The 20331-nt window shown below is 42.0% G+C and carries 16 protein-coding genes and 1 pseudogene; 5 read left to right on the forward strand and 12 right to left on the reverse strand.

Annotation, left to right across the window (positions count from 1 at the left end; genetic code table 11):
- Positions 1-26: 26 nt before the first annotated feature.
- The 8 genes from ASG85_RS27780 to ASG85_RS27815 form a co-directional block, all read right to left on the reverse strand.
- The gene (locus ASG85_RS27780; RefSeq protein WP_060648398.1) at positions 27-1616 is read right to left on the reverse strand and encodes a helix-turn-helix domain-containing protein; all 1590 of its coding nucleotides are present in this window, start codon (positions 1614-1616) and stop codon (positions 27-29) included.
- A gap of 11 nt (positions 1617-1627) precedes the next feature.
- Positions 1628-3349 carry a sensor histidine kinase gene (locus ASG85_RS27785; RefSeq protein ID WP_060648399.1) on the reverse strand — a complete coding sequence of 574 codons (1722 nt, stop codon included), beginning with the start codon at positions 3347-3349 and terminating at the stop codon, positions 1628-1630.
- Positions 3350-3534: 185 nt separating this feature from the next.
- A complete protein-coding gene (locus tag ASG85_RS27790) occupies positions 3535-4467 on the reverse strand; it encodes an alpha/beta hydrolase (protein ID WP_060648400.1) in 933 nt (310 codons plus the stop codon).
- A 20-nt stretch (positions 4468-4487) separates the two neighbouring features.
- Entirely contained in the window at positions 4488-5477 is a 990-nt protein-coding gene (locus tag ASG85_RS27795; protein ID WP_060648401.1) for a LacI family DNA-binding transcriptional regulator, read from the reverse strand.
- 85 nt (positions 5478-5562) lie between these two features.
- A complete protein-coding gene (locus ASG85_RS27800; protein ID WP_060648402.1) occupies positions 5563-6387 on the reverse strand; it encodes a carbohydrate ABC transporter permease in 825 nt (274 codons plus the stop codon).
- Positions 6387-7268: a carbohydrate ABC transporter permease gene (locus tag ASG85_RS27805; RefSeq protein WP_060648403.1), complete on the reverse strand. Its 882-nt coding sequence runs from the start codon at positions 7266-7268 to the stop codon at positions 6387-6389. Before ASG85_RS27805 ends, ASG85_RS27800 begins: the two co-directional genes overlap by 1 nt.
- A gap of 39 nt (positions 7269-7307) precedes the next feature.
- On the reverse strand, positions 7308-8639 hold the full coding sequence (locus ASG85_RS27810; protein ID WP_063860421.1) for an ABC transporter substrate-binding protein: 1332 nt from the start codon (positions 8637-8639) through the stop codon (positions 7308-7310).
- A 284-nt stretch (positions 8640-8923) separates the two neighbouring features.
- Complete coding sequence (locus tag ASG85_RS27815) at positions 8924-9853, reverse strand: glycoside hydrolase family 43 protein (protein WP_060648404.1); 930 nt, start codon at positions 9851-9853, stop codon at positions 8924-8926.
- A gap of 699 nt (positions 9854-10552) precedes the next feature.
- Here ASG85_RS27815 and ASG85_RS27825 point away from each other — a divergent pair.
- Positions 10553-11464, forward strand: coding sequence for a glycosyltransferase family A protein (locus ASG85_RS27825; RefSeq protein ID WP_060648406.1), 912 nt, complete (start codon positions 10553-10555; stop codon positions 11462-11464).
- Positions 11465-11718: 254 nt separating this feature from the next.
- Here ASG85_RS27825 and ASG85_RS27830 read toward each other — a convergent pair whose 3' ends face one another.
- The 4 genes from ASG85_RS27830 to ASG85_RS27845 form a co-directional block, all read right to left on the reverse strand.
- Positions 11719-12390 (reverse strand): hypothetical protein, encoded by a 672-nt coding sequence (locus ASG85_RS27830; protein ID WP_060648407.1) that lies wholly within the window; start codon positions 12388-12390, stop codon positions 11719-11721.
- A gap of 418 nt (positions 12391-12808) precedes the next feature.
- Positions 12809-13540, reverse strand: coding sequence for a metallophosphoesterase (locus ASG85_RS27835; RefSeq protein WP_060648408.1), 732 nt, complete (start codon positions 13538-13540; stop codon positions 12809-12811).
- 247 nt (positions 13541-13787) lie between these two features.
- Entirely contained in the window at positions 13788-14339 is a 552-nt protein-coding gene (locus ASG85_RS27840) for a VanZ family protein (RefSeq protein WP_235550237.1), read from the reverse strand.
- A 175-nt stretch (positions 14340-14514) separates the two neighbouring features.
- Complete coding sequence (locus ASG85_RS27845; RefSeq protein ID WP_006207256.1) at positions 14515-14943, reverse strand: MarR family winged helix-turn-helix transcriptional regulator; 429 nt, start codon at positions 14941-14943, stop codon at positions 14515-14517.
- Between the two features lie 159 nt (positions 14944-15102).
- On the opposite strand from ASG85_RS27845, the gene ASG85_RS27850 reads away from it, so the two are divergent.
- From ASG85_RS27850 to ASG85_RS27865, 4 genes and pseudogenes are all read left to right on the forward strand, one after another.
- The gene (locus tag ASG85_RS27850) at positions 15103-16413 is read left to right on the forward strand and encodes an amidohydrolase family protein (RefSeq protein ID WP_060648410.1); all 1311 of its coding nucleotides are present in this window, start codon (positions 15103-15105) and stop codon (positions 16411-16413) included.
- Between the two features lie 565 nt (positions 16414-16978).
- Positions 16979-17161 (forward strand): annotated as a pseudogene (locus tag ASG85_RS39465) (aminopeptidase P family N-terminal domain-containing protein); the annotation flags it as partial.
- A 550-nt stretch (positions 17162-17711) separates the two neighbouring features.
- Positions 17712-19160, forward strand: a complete 1449-nt coding sequence (locus tag ASG85_RS27860) for a spore germination protein (protein WP_060648411.1) — start codon at positions 17712-17714, stop codon at positions 19158-19160.
- A 15-nt stretch (positions 19161-19175) separates the two neighbouring features.
- Positions 19176-20324, forward strand: a complete 1149-nt coding sequence (locus tag ASG85_RS27865) for a Ger(x)C family spore germination C-terminal domain-containing protein (RefSeq protein ID WP_057305822.1) — start codon at positions 19176-19178, stop codon at positions 20322-20324.
- Positions 20325-20331: the final 7 nt, after the last annotated feature.

A 20331-nucleotide genomic window follows, 5' to 3' on the forward strand; every position in this document is an offset into this window, starting at 1 on the left:
AAAAGGCCCAATCGGCCCCTTTTGACTTATTGTTTATGTTTGGCTCTAAAAGCATTCGGAGTTTCACCCGTTATTTTTTTGAAAACCGTTGAGAAATAGGAGATGCTGTCAAAACCAATCTCGACGGCAATCGTTCCAATACTCTCGTTTCCTTGGATGAGCCGTTCTTTTGCTATAAGGATACGATGCTCATTCAGGTAATCTTTCATCGATAATCCTGTCTTGTTTTTAAACATTTTCGCAAGATAATCGGGCGATAAATAGACGCTGGCCGCAACATCCTCGCGATTCAGTTCCAGATGGTAATTATTGTGTATAAACGTTTTCGCCTTCTCTACAACACTTTCGGACTGTTTCACTTCTCTTATATAATCGATTGTTTTATTGGTTACGAAAGCAGCCCATTTCATCATGTCCATGACACTATGTTCGGATTTCTGCAGCAAGATGCCGGAGATATGATCGGAAAACAACTTATGCGCAAGTATTTTATTTTTATACAGGATCGAATATACAAGCTGCATAAAATCCTGCTTGATCGAATGAAGGATGCCCGCGTCAAGTTTATTGCTTTTGGCCAACGATTCGAGATCTTTTTTTAGCTTGTTCACGATTTGCACTTTTTCGCCTTCGATAAATAAGGATTCGAATCCGTTCACATCCAGCGTATAGGATTCATTCGTTTCATAATCAAAGCGGTCTTCTTGGCAATGAACATTACCCTTATGAATAATGTTGTTCCTGTCCATGACCTCCAATATAGCTCTAGTTGCATTCAACAAATCGATCGATACTTTCTTACTGATATAACAGGTCGCCGTACACTGAAAGTAATCCCGACAATAACGGATTTGCTGACGGCATCTCGTTGCAATCTCTTCCAGCGAACTACTGCCCCTGATGATCGTCGCCATATAGTAACGATCGTCTTGCTGATAATTGATAACATGACTAAGATGCAGGTTATCAAGCATCGTTTCTGAAGTTAGATTGGAAAACGCATAGATGAAGGTGCTTTCATTCCAGCTATCCTCAATATCCGATTTGCCGATGCTCGTTAGTACTAGAAAGTACCCATGTTCCAACTCTAGAGATAGGTCTCTCTTCCGGATTTCGCCATGAATCAAATCTATGCGGGGGGAAATTTGGGCAAATAAAATCTCCCTCCAAAAGCTTTGCTCGACAAACGATTTATTTTTTAACCAACTGGCACCGAATTGGCTGTATGCCTGCAGCCGATTTTTCGCCCTTAGCGTATTTATTGTTTTGGCTAGTGCCGCTTCGACCTTACTTTTATCAAAAGGCTTGATTAAGTAAGCATCCGTATTGTAAGAGATTGCCGTCGACGCGAATTCAAAATTTTCATGACAAGTAAAAAAAATAAATGCACAATCATGATGGTTATCCCTTACCCATTTGATCATGTCAAGACCTGTGCCTTTGGGCATTTCGATATCACAAATGATGATATCCGGTTTACCTTCTTCAATAAGAAGTTTGGCATCCGCAATATTATACGCCGTTATTACGGATCCAATCCCCAATGAACTCCAGTTGATGAAGTCACGCATGACCTCAATAGTAGGAATATCATCATCAATCATGAGACACTTCAATACGTTCCCTCCTAAGTCTGATCCATAGATGACTGAATAGGAATCAAAATTTCCACCCTTGCCCCAGACGGTTCATTCTTGGAAATATGCAACAAATTATCCCTTTTATAAAGTAGACTCAGCGTTTTTTTGATATTGGAAATGCCGATTCTTTGCCCCGTTTCATTGACACGCGTACCGGCGGCATTCACTTCTTCTATGATTTCATCAGGAAACCCTTCCCCATTATCTTCTAAGGTAATTTTAATAAAGTCCTCGTGATGATAAGAATACGTTTCCACTTTAATAAATATCGACAAAATATCTCCGTAAACTAACGCATGCTTAAAAATATTTTCAATAAAGGTTTGTATCAGAAATTGCGGCAGTATGTGCAATTCCAAATTGGGTTCGATTTCGATCATATGGAAAATGTGATTGGGGAATTTGATCTCTTGCAAGTGAATGTAATTGGTCACGTGATCGATTTCTTCCCTTACCGTTACGTTTACCAAGCCTCCCTTGAACATATATCTGAGATGCTCCGACAAGTAGTTGATAAGTTTCCTGATTTCTTCGTTTTTATTTTGATACGTAAGGCTTGAGACGGTCGTAATGGCATTCAAGAAAAAATGTGGCTTTATTTGCATTTGAAGATACTTGAGCTCAGCTTTGTTTCGTTCCAGCTTCTCTTCATAGGAATGGATCTTTAACTGTTTGATTTCTTTCGTCATCGACGTAAATGAATGAAAGAGCTTGGCGAACTCGATGGACGCTTTATGCAGCGGCAGCTGGTAGTCCCAGTTTCCCTTCTCCAATTCTTTCGTCGCTTTGACAAGTTCAAGAACAGGCTTAATCATTTCGCGTGAAAGCGAAGTTAATACAGCAGGCACGATAATTAAGGAAACGACGCCAAGAGAAACAATCACCCATTGGAAAAAATCCAGCCCAGATAAAACGCTCTTCCGTTCAATCAGATTCGAAAGTTTCCCGATCTCTGGAATGTCCTCTGAAATGATAAAATATTTGCCATCATCGAGCTTGTACGAAGTTTTACCAGTATCCGGCAGAGGGCTCAACTGATTAATGAATGGATCGGTCGCAGAAAGCAACTCTCCGTTTTTATCCGTCAATCCATAATGGTTTTGGGAATTTGACGTTTTTTTCACAACATTCATCAAGGTGTCCGCTTTTACAGCTGCGCCAATCATGATGTCCGACACCTTGAAGCTTTTTATTTCATAACTTATTCCATTCACTTGAATCGAGGACCATTCTCTTCCGATCGCCGTATTCCCCGCGAATTGTTCACTCTTTAAATAATCGGATAATGTTTGATTTTCATTAGAAAGTATGTTTTTGCCGAACTGAATCAAAAAGAGATGTTCACTGGGCTCCAAAATAAATAATGCATCTATGCTTTCGTTATTTGACACTTTCGAGAGCAATGCATTTTTTAATCGCAAGGCATCGAAGTATTTGTTGCTCTCATCTTTTTTCGGATACACAACGACATCGTCGATATGATTTTCAAATACTTCGTTTAAATCTTTGGAGACGCTGTTTAAACGATTTTGGATATTCGTAATGTGAATCCCCATGGTATATTTGGAGTTATTCACGATATTCGTTTCGACCACATTGAAGGAATATACATTGCTGATGATCAGAACCGCGACAAGTATGGCCAATATCAACGTAATTTGAAGTGAAAATTTGTAAACGAACGAAACCGGCTTTGTACTCTTAAGCATGTCACCCTTCCTCATTAAAAGAACATTTTTCGATTCCATTATATGATTTTTCAAAACATAATGCGAAAATAAATGAAAAGAGGCATAAGCCTCCCTTCACCGATAAAACCTATTAAAATCATGATACAGCTTTACTAAATACCATCGAAAGTATACTAACCGGTTGACACAATTTCAAATAAAAATCAACGCTGAAAAGCTCTTGCCAAAGCATTCGCATAGCCGTTCCGGGTACGTTGGCTGACTTCCGCTTCGGGTACAACGTGTTCGAAGGCATGATAACATCCGGGATACAAATGAAATTCCACGTCGACGCCGGCTTGGGCAAGCCGTGCAACATACTCAATTGTCTCGTCGCGGAACGGGTCAAGCTGGCCTACACATGTATATGTGGGAGGAAGACCGGTCAGGTCCTTCGCTCTAATTGGCGCCGCATACGGAGAAATGTCGCCATCGGCAGGTTCGCCAAGGTACATCTTCCAAGCCGCCAGATTGTTGGCCCTGTTCCAAACGGCAGGATCCGTAATTTCATGGCTAGAAGGCGTAACATTCCGATCGTCGATCATCGGGTATAACGGCATTTGGAAACAGATAGGGGGTCCTCCCTTATCGCGAGCCATCAGCGCCAATGCTGAGGTCAACCCTCCGCCCGCGCTTCCTCCCCCAATCGCAATCCTCGACAAATCGATATTCCATTCCTTCGCGGCACCAATTATCCACTTCAAAGCAGCATAGCAGTCTTCAATTGCCGCCGGAAACGGGTGTTCAGGGGCAAGCCGGTAATCGGGGGAAATGACAATACAGTCGGCAGCCTTAACAAAACTTTCACAGAGACTTTGTTCACCGTTAGGGTGGCCTAACACATATCCTCCGCCATGAATCCAAAGTAAAACAGGCAGGTTCGTCTCATCCCTTTGAGCCGGTTCGAAAACTTTGATCAGCATTTCTTGTTTACCTGCACCGGAAATTGTACGGTCGCTGATCCGAACAAACTCAGACTTCAAAGATTGCGGCAAAGGGCTTTGTCTTACCATCGCCAAATCATCAGGAAGCTGAAAAAGAGGGAGAGACGACACAGACTCCCTTATTTCCAGTAACACTCTGCTTTTAAAGTCCATTCTACATGCCTCCACTATTGTTACGTAGTACTCCGTTCAATTAATGTAACCGGTAAAGAATTGACCATCGGAACCTCCTCCCCTTCTATTTGTTTTGTAATCAATTCGATCGTTAATTCACTCATCTTTTGAAGGGGCTGCCTAATGGTTGTAAGACGCGGCACCACTAGAGATGCGATCTTCACATCATCATAACCGATGATTTTCATGTCTTCCGGAATTCTCTTGTTTAATTGATAACAGGCTTGCATAACCATAGTTGCGATCACATCGCTACTGGCAAAAACACCGTCTACTTCCGGATGCTCCAGAAGGAAACGAACAATTGTATCCTCACTTGCCCCAGTATCTAGGTCGTGTACCTCTAAATTCAAGTGAACATATTCAACCCCGGCATGTTGCAGTTCCTCAGCAAACCCTTGTAACCTTCCTCCAGCAAGCAGACCATGATGATGCGGCCCACCAACTCCACCTTGAATATATGCCAGCTTTCGGCAACCTTTGCCCACAAGTAACAGCGCTGCAAGTTTGCCGCCCATCAGATTATCGGAATTAATAACAGGAATCGTATCATCTACGACTCGATCGAAAGCTACAATAGGAAGGTTCAGATTCCGATAATGTTCGACATCCAAAACCATGCTGCCCATAATGATGGCGTCCACTTGATTCTTTTTCAGCATGTCGATGTATTTGCGTTCTTTCGTTACATCTCGATTCGAATTGCACAATAGAATTTTATACCCGCTTTGGTCAGCATAATATTCAAGATAGTGAGCTAATTCACTAAAAAAAGGATGAGAAACTGTAGGAATAATGAGGCCGATCATATTCGATTTTTTTCTGAACAAAGAACGAGCCATTTCATTGGGATGATAATTTAGCTCCTTCATAACCTGATATACCTTATCCCGTGTCGTCTGGCTGATATATCCCCGGTTATTGAGCACGCGGGACACCGTAGTAACAGAAACCCCGGCTTTTTCTGCTACATCATCAATTTTAGGCATGGTTTGACCACCTGACTTTTTTAAAGCAATTATACGCTTAATTTGCAATTTTTTCAGCCGAACTCCGTCCCATATTACAGGACCTTTATTTCAAGGCCCCTTCCGTGATCCCTTTGATGATTTGGTTTTGAACGAAAAGATACAACACTAGCACAGGAATAATCGTCATAATTAATCCTGCCATCAAGGGTGCGTAATCAACAGAGTACGACGAGAAGAAAGTAAACGTAGAAAGAGGCAATGTCCTTTGTTCCGGCGACAGTAAGACCAAACTGGGCAATAAATAATCATTCCAGATCCAGAGTACATCGAGTACGATGAGCGTTACGAAAACCGGTTTCAATAAAGGCAGTACAATCTGGAAAAAAGTTCGCAGCCTCGAGCTGCCCTCTATAAAAGCCGATTCTTCCAATTCGTAAGGAATTCCTTTGATAAACCCATGGAAAGTAAAAACGCCGAAGGGAACGCCAAACCCCAAATATAAAAACAGCAGCGTTCCCTTCATATTAAGCAGATCCATCTTTCCGTACAGCATGACCAAAGGAATCATGATGACTTGGAACGGAAGCGCCATGGAGCCAAGCATCATGAAAAATAGCACAGTATTCAGCTTCCATTTATAACGAACAAACAAATACCCGGTCATTGACGAGAAAATAACAATAATGAAAACTGCAGCAACTGTAATCAACAAAGAGTTGGAAAGTCCTTGCATGAATTTCATGTTGGTAAATGCAGCAGTGTAGTTCTCGAAATGAACACTGCTGGGAATAGCTAATGGATTTTCAATGAATTGCTGCGTTTTTTTGAAAGAGTTCATGACGACCAGCAAAAAAGGAATTAAAAATACAAATAAAATTACATACAGGATTGCGGCTTTGATTCTTGATATGGACTGTCGAAAAGCCATCACGATTCGACCTCCAATTTTTTAAGTAAGTAAGATTGAGTAAGCGCAACCAGGGCTACGACAGCAAATAAGACAACTGCTTCCGCCTGTCCGACTCCATATTGATTGGACAAGAAAGCTTTTTGAACGATATGATAGGAAGCTAATTCGGTGGAATGAAAAGGTCCGCCTTTCGTTAGGGCAAGGTTGATATCGTAAGTTAAAAATGAGCGAGAGATGGAAATAAAAATACAGATGACGATAGCCGGGATCGAAAGCGGCAATATGATTCTGCGAAGTCTTGCATAACCGTTCGCCCCGTCTATGCTCGCAGCTTCCAACACATCACTAGGAACACCTGAGAATCCGGCAATATAAATAATCATGAGATAGCCGACTAATTGCCAAGCTGTTGCGATGACGAGCGCCCAAAATGCGGTATCCGTATCCGTTAACCACGACGATTTAAACAATGCCCAGCCGTATTTATTCCCTATATAGGGCATGATCTGCGAGAATAGCGTCTGCCACAAATACCCTAACACGATTCCGCCGATTAAGTTTGGAGTGAAAAAGCCTGTTCGAAGCCATTTCTCTCCTTTAACCCCGCTGGTCAACGCCAGTGCTATAAAGAAAGCCGCCACATTGGAGATCAATACCGTAAACACTACATACTTAATGGTAAACCACAATTGGGTAAAAAAAACTTTATCATGAAATACTTTGGTATAATTTGATAAGCCGACAAATGATATGTCGGCCGTTCGAACATCCCAATTCGTAAACGTCAGGTATAACCCAACCAGGAACGGAATCAAAACAACAGCAGCAAATGCCGCTACGGAAGGAGCTCCAAAAAGAAGAAAAGTTCCCGTATTTCTTAAATAAATCTTACTCCTCATAGTACCGCACCCTTTACAACCAGTTTTTAACCTTAATCCCTATTTCCCAGCATTCGATTTCCAATAATCCTGAACCTCTGTCGTGAAAGCCTTTCGGTCAGTTTTTCCTACCATATATTTTTGCATGGAAGCTCCTGTCTTGGACCAATAGTCTTGCGGGAAATAATTAATGACTCCGATATTAAGGAACTTCCCTTGATCGACATATTTCGCAATGGCATCGGAAATCACATTTGTGCCTTTTGCCTTTATATCCTTATAAGGCAAGGAGAGGCCCATTTTGGTCACGATCGCACTCTGACCTTGCTCGCTTGTAACCATCCATTCGACGAATGCTTTAGCCGCTGCCTGCTGCTCCGGAGTAGATCCGGATTTATCGATAGCGAACAACTTCGGTTCCGTGTAAGCTACTTGAGAGTTGCCGTAATCGGCTGGGTTGTTGCTAATTGGTACCGGAATGATTCCAAATTCTTTATCTCTTCCTTCAATCGTGCCAATGACAGACCAAGTCCAATCACCCATAAAATAGAATGCCGCATTGCCTTTTGCGAAATCTGTGCTGTCTTTGTTGTAATCTGCGACGAGCGGATCATTTTTTCTGGCATTATATTGCTTTAATAAATCAAAAGTATCCATCAGACCGTTGAATGGCTGATTGTCCGCCAAATTCGTTTTGCCATTTTTCAAATCCTCTACAAACTTGCGGTTCTCTTCCACCTTTTGTGATTGCGAAGAATAGGCTAGTCCCAAATAGTGAGCGCCTAAGGACCAATCTGCCCCGTGAATTATCACAGGCGCCTTGCCGGCAGCTTCAATTTTCTTGAACAATGCTTCCAAATCATTGCGGGTTTTTACTGATGAAGGGTCAAAGGTCCCTCCGGTTGCTTCCTCAACTACGCGCTTGTTATACAACAAGCCATAGCCTTGGGCAGTCCATGGAATGCCAAGGAATTTGCCGTCCAGCAAAGCGCCGTCAACCGCCCCGGGCTTCGTTAATTTTTCATACTTCGCCTTCTCCGTCTCTAAGTCCATGAACTTATCTTTATATTGGAGAATCGTTCCCGGGTCAAGATTCGCTACCGTGGCCGGATTGCCGGATGCCAACAGGGATTGAAATTTCTCTAACTGTGCTCCTCCAATTGGTGTCGGAATCAATTCAATAGTAACGTTAGGATTCTGCTCGTGATAAGTTTTAAAAAGGTCTTCGAACACGCCGTTTACTTCAGCTGAAGTATTAAAGAAAGTAATCTTGACTCCCTTTGCCTTTTGAGTGGCTCCCGGCGAGGAGCTTGGGGCATTGTTTTGGGAACATGCCACCAATGAGGAAAGCAATACAATCGAACAAATTCCCGTAGTGGTGATACTCTTCATCTTTTTCAAACCCTATTCCCCCTTACAAGTCTGTTTTGAATGCGCTATCAAATTTATTTTAATCGGTTTCCGCATCTTGTGTCAACCGGTTGACATAAATTTTATATTCTTTTGGCTCAACGTACAAACAAAATAAACCGGCACCCCCAAATTCGGAGTCCCGGTCTTATAAACACTAAACAACTTCATTCAATCTCTTTAAAATGTTTAAAATCTTCACACCTGTCTTCGCTCATAGGCACTTAATCTCGGGATTAGGTTGAAGCTTTGAAATAAGCTTATGTTCAATACCTAGTTTTTATCCTGTGGTATTCTTCCATTGTTATTGAAAGCACAGTTCCGTGTTTGAAGCGATATGGGAAGATGAAGTTTTCATCCGATCGGATAAAGAGTCCACTATCCATCTCATCTGCTATAAAAGGAACATATCCCTGCCCTTCTCCCTTGACACCGTAAAAATCCAGCATCAAGCACCATTTACCATTGCTCAGCTTATACGCTGTAGGTGCTTCATAGGCGGGGTTATTGAGCTTAGCCATTTCCCCATTAAAGGCCTCGATTGTTTCGCATTCACCGGCGAGGGTTTCTCCCTTTTGCAGTATAATAGCTTTGGGATTTGCCTCGCTTTTCAGGAATCGGTAGAACATACCGTTTTCCTCGTAGATGGCAGAATCAATTACCCCGCTGTCTTCCTTCCGATAAAGCAGCTGCGGTTTAGCAAAACTTTCAAAATCCTTTGTTCGCGTGTAATAGATTGCCTTATGCCCGAAATTGTTGATAGAATGAGCCGATGACCAGTGAATGACGTAGTCTTGCTCCATACGATCGTAAATCACATCCGGCGCCCAAATACAGCCGAAATCCTCATCGCCTAATTCGATCATTCTCTGCTCAGACCAGTTCACAAGGTCATCCGATTCCCACAAGGAAAGGCATTTACTTCCCTCTCTGGTGATGCTCTCCCAGCTTCCTCTGTACTTGTCATGAAAATGGTTGGCAAGGCTCAGATCGGTGGCAAGAATATAAAATTTGCCGTACTTCGTTCGCACGATTGTATGATCTCGGACTCCCTTATCACCCTTTTCACTCCAGAGAACGGGTTGACCTCCGTTTACCTGTTCCCAGTTAAACCCATCAGTACTGAGTGCAAAATATACTTGCTCGCCATCAGGTGTTTCCTTTTCTTTAAAATGTACGAATAAATAAGCATCCATTCAAATGCTCCTTCCGAGACATCATATCGTTTATAGCGAAAAAAATACTGAACAAGTAGCCTTATTCCGACCCTCGCTCTTGTGTATATATCGTTAACTTTGGTTGTGTGTTCATCACCAGCTTGACTCATTTACTCCCTTTAATTTGATTTTAAGCGCTTGTTCATCCGGAAACAAGCATTTAAAATGGTTAAATGCTGACCTATCGTGCTTTTTATCTACCACGCGCTAGTTCGTTGTTTGCGTTTGCTGTCTTTAAGAGTAACTTCAACCGTATTTTCATCAGAAGCCAGCAAGGATACGATCGCTTTCCGTCTCGAAAGGTTCAACTATGGTGATATAGCATGGAGGATAGGACCATCTCGAATTAGTCTCTATTGCAACTGCCTGAATCGCTTTTCCGCTGTAAAATAACAATCTTTTGGAATCACTGGGCACCTGCATCTTTTCATCGACAACGACCATATTTTTGGTCATCGAGTTTTGGACATATCCAACATCTCTTCTCTGTTGGGTGACAAATTGGTTTTGAACTGCAAGAAACCAGCAAACTCAAGCTCAAGGGTTTGCTGGTTTTTTCATACCTTCGCGATTAATGATGCTCAGGAGCTTTGTGTTATAATGTATAAAGATAATCAGACTGGATGCGAATTGGACCCATAAAAGACCAAACAGATGAACCAATCGGAGGCGTTAAAATTGCAAAATATTACAATAGCAATCTGTACTAGAAATCGAGTTGCAGATATCACCAAATGCATCGAATCCATCAGTAGGCAGGTTGAACTTTATTGTGAGGTTGAGATTTTAATTGTAGATGATGGAGATATCAATAAGGAACAATTAGATTTATTTGAAGCTATCTTATCAAAAATAAAATGCATGAAGCTGTCATACTTTAAGAAATTAAAAGCTGGAATTTGGCTTTCAAGGGTTGAATGTGTAAAAATCGCCGCACATGAAATTATCCTTTATCTAGATGATGATGTTGAATTAGATGATCCTTACTATATAAACAAATTACTAAAAAATTATGAAGATGATGCAAGTTTGGCAGGAGTAGGAGGAATAGCCAAGGGATTATATTCTAGTAAAATAGCAAATGCTCTCGGAGTAGCCACGTTTCAAATGTCTAGTTCATTGGGAAAATTGTCCAAAAGTGGTTTAGCAGGATCTATAGCAAATTGGAATAAAGCCAAATCAAATTTTGAAACAGAATTTTTTCATGGGTGCAATATGTCATTTAAAAAGAATTCACTTAAAGATATGAAGCCTTTAAGCTGGATGGAAAATTATGCTGTCGGCGATGATTTATATATGTGCTACTATGCAAGCAACTATGGTAGATTGGTTATAGATCCGGGTTTAAAAATAATACATCACGAATCGCCTCAATCCAGGGATAAAGCTGAAAATGTTTCTAAGGCCAAAGTCGTAAATCATTACTATTTCCTTAAAATGAAACAAGCTGGGATTTTGAATTACGGGGCACTATTATGGACTATTGTATATTCAATAGTTAAAGAAATGGTTAAAAAAAATAATGATGCGACAATAGGTTACTTAAAAGGAATAAAATTTCTGTTCTTTACGAAGAAAGAATCCCTATAAAAAGCTTTATCTTTGCGTGACGATACCGTTAACATTTATTTCTTAAACCCTAAGGATCGATAAAAAAAGACTGACGAACAGTTCAATATACTGCATTGTCAGTCTTTTTTTTATACGTATATCCTAAAGAGCGTTCCATTGAAATCGACATGAAAGTCCATGCGACGGACTCGGACTTGGAAAAAATAAGTCTTAGGCTGTCGCCGCTGATTATTGAGCTAACGTTTCCGTTAGTTTAGTGAACTCGCATGAATTCAGTTATTTGATTTAATCCATACACGAAGGGGGCCGAGTGATGTCCACCCAGATAAAAGAGCTGATGTTAGGGAATCGCCGTTTTCATATCCCACTATTGGAATTCCTGGGAAATAGCTCGAAACAATTTTAACAATATCTGACCACTCACTTTTATTGCTGTTTGAAAAGACATTGGATATCCCCACAGCATTAGCACTCGAGTTCGTAATGAATCCTGAGAGTTCACCGTTTAACTCGCGCATAAAGATTTTCACATCTTTATGCTTTAACAGATCTGATTTAATCACTTTTTGCAATCCACTTGCTAATACCCACTTCGCTAAATCTTTTTCTGTCGTAACGACAGTCCATTCCTCTTGAACAAAATCAACGTCAGTAATCGGCGCATGATAAATCCATTTTGCCTCAAATAATATTTTAAAACCAAAAGGTACCATATCAAGCTTTGCAAAACTATCTTTAATACTGAATACTTCTCTCTTTCCTGCAAAATCCTTTACTTCCTCATTTGTTGCATGCTTACTAGTTGTAATGATATCGGGGTAAAACTCAGGTGCCTTCGAAAGCAGTCCCCACACATACTCATTTGAAGTTTGAGTAAGCCCATGCAAATCACAAACAATCCCACACCAAAGGATATTATTTAAAACCGCTGTCTCTATGTGCATAATCCATTTATTTCCCCTTGACTTCAAATTCTCTTGAGATGGACTTCGTATTAATTTTACTAAATGGCCAGTAGGAATGCTTGGTAAAGTTTTAATATGTACCGAACTATCCTGCCCTTTCGTATTATGAGGTCACCAGATCTTTCTGGTAGACCTCATATTTGTGTGGTCTTATTATAGCGGTAGCCGGGGATCGAACGTTTCTGCCCGTGGGACTTGGATTCCGAGAGCTATTCAGTTCATGTGGGTTTTTGAGCTATCAAGTATCCGTTAGTTCAATACAATTAATCTAATCTTTATATTCTTGCATAACCCTGTTAGAAATGAATCGAAGTTTATCGCTTTGCGTTAAACTTCCCAATTCAAACAACACAAAAAAGCCTATGCGAATTACTCGTCTAGGCTTAATTCTATCTAGCTAAAGATGGTGCATTGTTATCTCACTTCTGACTAGACCCTTCGATATATAGTAAGTACCATATTGATTATTATGGAGTCCTTTATATATTCCCCTCCTAGGTAAGTCTCCTGCATTTTTGATACTAAAAAAAAATGGGATATTAAATTGTTTACCATGAAGATGCCCAGCCATTAAAAAGTCATAGTGTTTATTTAAATGTAAGACTACGTTAGGATCGTGGGTAATAACGACTTTAGTTCTATTGTGATCAACAGCGTGGAACGATGCTTCAATGTTGCTCATACCTGAATCAAAATCATCAATTCCAATTAACTCAAATTGATCTAAATGTACCGATTCATTCCTTAATAAATGCAAACCATATTTTCTAAGTAGATTGATTAAATCCTTAACATTTTTTTGCTGATAATCATGGTTTCCGAGAACACAATAAATTGGTACGTTACAAATAGTCAATGCTCTTAGATACTTCTCTAGTTTGGAGAGACTTTTACTACGTTTGGTAAAATCACCTGTAATAATAATATAATTTGGATTCTCGCGATGAATAATAGTTGTAATTTTCGATGGACTTATTCTTAATCGTTCTACATGCAAATCACTAATCTGTAGGATTTTCAAATTTAAATTCAGAGGATGTTTAATCTGYTCAATTTTTAACCATTGTGTAGGTAAAATTAAACTTATATAAAATAAGAGTATTAGAATCACTATGGAAATATAAATCACTTCAGCATCCTCCTCTTATAAGATTCATTTCGTGGAAGTAACATTAATTCTAGATTATTTTGGATTAATAGAGTAGGATTTTCAAATTTAAATTCAGAGGATGTTTAATCTGCTCAATTTTTAACCATTGTGTAGGTAAAATTAAACTTATATAAAATAAGAGTATTAGAATCACTATGGAAATATAAATCACTTCAGCATCCTCCTCTTATAAGATTCATTTCGTGGAAGTAACATTAATTCTAGATTATTTTGGATTAATAGAACTGGAGTTAGGTAATTTCAATTCCTTATCGTTTCGGCCATTTAGCTCAGATAACGCAATGAATAAATAGCCAATAGCACCACCTAACGTATTTAAAATGAGGTCGTCAATGTCAAACTCACGACCTCTTATAAAGCCTAAGTATCCGAGTATAAGTTGGGAGCTTTCTATGATGAGGCTCACGAGAAAGACTGCTAGAATAGACTTCGAAATTCGTTTAAGTTTGAATAACAACGGTAGATATACTCCAAGCGGTGTAAACATAATAATATTATAAAACGATAACTTTACGGAATTCCAAAAGAACCAATCAAATCCATTGTTCCGATAAATATTTATCAAGTCACCAATAAAATAAAATGGGATTAGTTGCATCAAAACTAGTGCGGGATCATACTGAGGTGGAAATATAATACCTCCCGTTGTCACTTGAACTACAAATAGTAAGTAAAAAATAAAACTATAAAAAATTGCTCTTCTAATAACGTTGTTGGTTTTATTTCTAATGAAATCAACAAGAACATAAAGAATCAAGAATAATGACCCTATTGTGACAACATTATAAATTGAATACAATTTTAACCGACCTTGTTTCTATTAAATATTATGTGCGTACAGATATTTCCATTTGTAAGAATACCATTTTACCCTCGAATTTCCAACCTACTTTTGAAACATCCTGCCTGTCACTTTAATAAACAAACCGCAATTATAAGCGTTCATTAATTTTGATCAACAATTCCTTTAAGGTTTGCTTCTCCTCTTCGGAAAGGACTTGAACGATTTCGTCCTCCACCTTTTGGAAGGAGTCATTAAAGTCTTCAATCAATTCAACGGCCTTTGGTAAAACATAAATATTTTTTTGCCGTTCATTATTGGCTGGGATTTTCCGCTCGATGAATCCTCTTTGCTCAAGACCTTGAAGCATACTTGTAATGCTAGCCCCGCGCAGATGAAACCGATCGGCAAGATCCCTCTGAATTAATTCAGTTTCTTGGTTCTCGTAGATATAGCCAATTATTTTTCCTTGTTGAGCGTTTAACCCTAACTCTTTTATGCTCTCGTCCGCTTTTTTCTTTAACTTAAGGCCAATAATCTGAAACAAATCCAGATAAGGCGTATCCTTGCGAGGCTTCATGATCGTACCTCCCCATATTGTTAGAAAGCTAACTGTAAGCAAATAAACTATACAGAGATCTAGCTTTCATGTCAAATAAATATTAGTTTATTGACAGTTAGTTATCTAACAGTTATACTCCGAAGTGATTCAGGAACAACTCCAAGGAGGAATAACATAATGAAGAATGCAGTCCAAAGCTCTCCTGTAGAAACAGTTACGGCAATTACGAATGCGCGTATTTTCGATGGTGAAAAAGTGATCGAGTCAAGGAGTATTGTCATCAAAGGGGAAACCATTATTGCGGTGGGCGGCGACATTCCGGCGAATGCAACAATCATCAATGCTGAGGATGCAACATTATTGCCCGGCTTGATTGATGCGCATGTCCACACTTCCATCGGTGGATTACGAGATGCATTAAATTTCGGCGTGACGACAGAACTCGAAATGAACGGTGATTTTACGAAAAGAGGACGCGCGATCCAATTGAAAAATATGGATGACGTCGCCGATGTCCGTTCTGCAGGCACGGCAATCACCGCTCCGGGTGGTCACCCGGATGAATTGCTGCCAGATGGGGATGAGATTCCAGAATTCGTATTAAAGGAATTGGAGAAGTTATCGAAGGAAGACCGGGAAGCTATGCTAGCCGCTTACGCCCACGATCACGAAGAAGTGCCGCAAGTAACGACGGTGGAAGAAGCGATTAAACATGTGCATACCCAGGTGGAGAATGGCGCCGACTATATAAAAATCATGATTGAAGAAGGAACAGTCATGGGTGCCCCTGGCCTGCCTGTCTTAAGCGACGAGATTCTAAAAGTAGCCGTGGAAGAAGCCCATAAGTTCGATAAAGTCGTCATCGCCCACGTCTTGACTGCTCATTCTTCGCAAACCGCCATCGATCTTGAAGTGGACGGATTGGGCCACCTGTTTATCGACAGGCCCGAGTACACGTCGGAGTTAGTGCAATCCATCGTCGATTCTGGCGCGTTTGTTACACCGAGTTTGGTGTTGAACTCATCCATTCTTGGGAACCCAGCATCGGAATTGGCGAATGACCCTCGTGTTCATTCCAAATTAAGTCCGGAATGGATCGATATTTTGAACTCTAGCTTCAATACTTTCCCGCAAGGCAAAATGGAAAATAGCTTTAAAAATGTGATGGATCTTCACAGTGCCGGTGTGGATATTCTGGTCGGGACGGATGTCGCCCCCGTTCCCGTTCCGAATCTTGGCGGCCTTGCTCATGGAGCCAGCGTACATCATGAATTGCAATTGCTGGTTACGGCCGGGTTCACTCCGATAGAAGCGCTTCAGTCGGCTACCTCGAAACCGGCCCGTCGGTTCGGTCTTAATGATCGTGGCCGTATTGCCGAGGGTGCGCGCGCTGACCTAGTACTGGTCAATGGTGATCCGACAACCAATATCTCGGATACCCTATCCATTAAAGCCGTATGGTTCAAAGGTGCGCAAAAACTAAGTTAATTATTTCGGCTATTGTAATAATATGTTATATGTAGTCAAAAACACTTTTGTGGCAGGGSACTCTACTTCGAGGAGTGCCCTGCTGTTCGTCTTTGTAATTAAACTGCCCTTTAGTTTAATGAGCTTATAATTTCGATTGTATCTTTTAGTGTTATGGACTTAGAAGAATATTGTCCCAACTTAGTTATAACCTTCGGTTTAATTCGACTTTCAAAATTATCATTCCAAATAAACATGTTCCTGAATATTTCAAAAGTCGGTTTATAGTTTGATTTTTCTATTCTGAGTAACTGTAAGATAAATCTTCTGATAATTCGATACTTTCGTTTCGAATTATCCGTATCCAAAAATATTATTAAATCAGCATTATTAAAACTTTGGAACACCCATTCGTTATAATGAGCACCCTACCAAGTATTTAAATGAATAATTGTGCTCAACAGTTGATCTCTTTCTTCCTCAGTCCTTTTAATGTCTCTCGGTTTATGTCTCTTCCATACAACATTATCCAATTCGTAATACTCGGCGGATGAGCCGCACTTGTACCGCAATGTGGGCAATGACAATGAATACTCGTATTGAACAGCTAGTTGCATATATGGATCGGCGGGCGATCGATGCCGTACTGATTACGATGCCGAAGCATGTGTATTATTTGACCGGGTTTGCGAGCGACCCGCATGAGCGTCTTCTCGGTCTGTTGATTCCGCGCGGAGCCGAGCCGCTGCTAATCGTACCGGCTCTGGACCTTGTGCTGGCCGGCGAGAAATCTGCGCTGCCGCATGGTGTTCCGGGCTCACAGGCCGTCCGCGAAGGGGAGCTGCTCTTGTGCGACCGTGGATCTTCGGTTTTCACCTGCCTCTATCTATCCTCGATTTTGGAATCGGCTCTCGTAGATGAGTTTGTCGTCAACCGCCGTTCCAATCGAAGAGGAAGAGGAATACGATCTGAGCTGGCTTCAGTGGTATATTTTTCTAATGGTTAAACACAATAACTAAATGATGGAGGGTTCAACATTGTCTAAACTTTCCGTTACCGAGCCGATGCAGGAGCAAATCCGAAATCGTATGAAGGGGCCCCTGACTTCGTCATTCGGCCGTTCCCTCTCCGTGGATCTTCGGCTTTCACCTGCCTCTATCTATCCTCAATGTGGAATCGGCTCTCGTAGATGAGTTTGTCGTCATACTCATGCTTGCCGCCGTTCCAATCGAAGAGGAAGAGGAATACGATCTGGGCTGGATTCAGTGGTATATTTTCCCAATGGTTGTACACAATAACCAATGATGGAGGGTTCAACAGTGCATAAACTTTCCGTTACCGAGCCGATGCAGGAGCAAATCCGAAATCGTATGAAGGGGGCCATTGACTTCGTCATTCGGCCGTTCCCTCTCCGTGGATCTTCGGCTTTCACCTGCCTCTATCTATCCTCGATTGTGGAATCGGCTCTCGTAGATGAGTTTGTCGTCAAACCTATGCTTGCCGCCGTTCCAATCGAAGAGGAAGAGGAATACGATCTGGACGACCTGGGCTGGTTTCATCGCCACATCCCCTTCGTCCAAAACAAGGAATGGACAGATGCCGATGAGGGCGTCCGCCTGCTGCTGGAGGGCCAGTGCCTGCTGATTCCAACGCACGTTAACCGTTTCCTAAGCTTTGACGTCAAACGTAGTGACTATCGCAGTGTAACCGAGCCTCAGTCGGAAGCCACAGTACGCGGACCACGGGAAGGTTTCGTCGAAGACATCGGTCGGAACGTGGCTCTCATCCGTAAACGGCTCAAAAGTGAACATTTAGTTTTTGAACAGATGACCATCGGAACTAAGACGCAGACCAAAGTGTATTTGACCTATTTGCCCGACGTAGCACCCAATGACGTCGTAGAAGAATTCCGTCGTCGGCTGCAGGCCATCCAGGCTGACAGCATTCTGGAAAGCTCTTATATGGAAGATTGGATCCAAGACAAGACGTTTTCACCGTTCCCGCAACTCATCGGGACAGAACGGCCGGACGCGGTGACTGGCAAACTGTTGGACGGGCAAGTAGCGCTTCTCACCGACGGCACTCCGATTGCATTGATCGGTCCAGTGACATTTTTCCAACTCTTCTCCTCACCAGAAGATTACTACCAGAGGCCGGATATCGCCACACTTTCGCGATGGTTGCGAATGTTCGCTTTCATGCTCTCGATCTTTATCCCTCCTCTATACATTGCGGTGGTCACATTCCACCAGGAGCTACTACCGACTTCGCTCTTGATCAACCTGGCCGCGCAGCGGGAAGCTGTGCCTTTCCCCGCGTTCCTAGAAGCAATGATCATGATGGTCACGTTCGAGATTTTGCGTGAAGCCGGTTTGCGGATGCCTCGGATTGCTGGTCAATCGATCTCCATCGTCGGCGCGCTAGTACTCGGTATGACCACGGTCGAAGCAGGACTCGTCTCCGCGGCTATGGTTATCGTCGTTTCGATCACGGCAATCTCCAATTTCGTGTCGCCTATTTACGGCTTTGGCATTGCGCAGCGGATCCTCCAGTTCGTGTTCATGTTCCTGGCCGGCTTTATGGGATTATACGGTATTCTGTGCGGAACATTGTTTGTTTTGATCCATCTAGTCTCATTGCGTTCCTTCGGTGTGAAGTACATGTCTCCCATTGCGCCTTTGATGCTGTCAGACTTTAAAGATACTATCCTGCGCGTTCCTCGGTTCTGGATGAAACAAAAACCTCAGATGTTCTCTAGGAAAAAATAGGGGAGGAGGCGAACATTGCGAAAATTATGGCTCTTGAGCTTACTAGTCGCCTTACTTCTCTGTCCAGGTTGCTGGGACAAGAAAGAAATCAACGAATTGGCAATCGTCACCTCAATCGGCATCGACCGAGAACCATCGACTGGCATGTATATTGCTTATTACCAAGTAATCAACCCTCCGGCTCTCTCCTCCAGGCAAGGTGGCGGATCCAAGGCATCGGTTTACACGTATCGTTTCAAGGAATATAGCTTGGGCCGGTTCATTCAGAAATCGAGCACGATGATGCCGCGTTTGCTTTTCACCTCACATTTGCATTGCTATATATTATCCGAAGAGGTGGCCCGTCAGGGCATCATTGATATTCTCAATTACTTGGAAACGACTCCCGAATGGCGCATGAACGCTTATCTGTTTGTGACGGATTCCCCTCTACAGGCCGTAATGAACAGCTTTACGACACTCGAAAAGGTGCCCGGGCGCCATGCCACCTCGCTTGTTCGCGTTCTTTCGCGGGGGTCATTTGCGGGGGGTGTAGAGCCGATCCGTGTCAAAGACATCGTGACAGGTATGGAATTCCGATTGCCTACACTCATACCAATGATCCACTACCGCGGCAAACCTGCGGAAACTACCGAGAGAATGGAGCAAATTGACGTCAGCAAACAAGCGCCGTCCTTTTTTGAGGACAGCGCGGTGTTCTTCAAAGGACGCATGGAGGGACGCTTGGACAGTCAGAATAAATACTATTATCACATCCTAAACACGAAATATCGGAAATTCACAGAGACGGTTAAAGTAGACGGAAGTTACGTCGACGTCGAGACGAATAATGTCCAAGTGAAACGGAAATGGGACCGATCCGCCAACCATCTCAACATCCTCATTCATGCTGATCTTCGCATATTGAACAACCAACAAAATACCAAATTAACGTTGCAAAACGTACACAAGATCGAAAAGGCGTTTAATCGCGTCGTAGCGGACAAAGCGGAGAAGATGGTTGTGTTGGGAAGGTTAAAGAACTGGGATCTGTTGGGCTTGCAGGATGAAGGGGCTACTTCGGATTCATGGCGGCGGACGTCGGTGAATTTCTCGGTCACATCTGACGTTACGACGACCGGCAACAAGAGGGATCCCTATACTAAGGAAGGCAAGGAGGGATGAAGAGCAT

Source organism: Paenibacillus sp. Soil724D2 (genome assembly GCF_001427935.1).
Taxonomy (GTDB): Bacteria; Bacillota; Bacilli; order Paenibacillales; family NBRC-103111; genus Paenibacillus_E.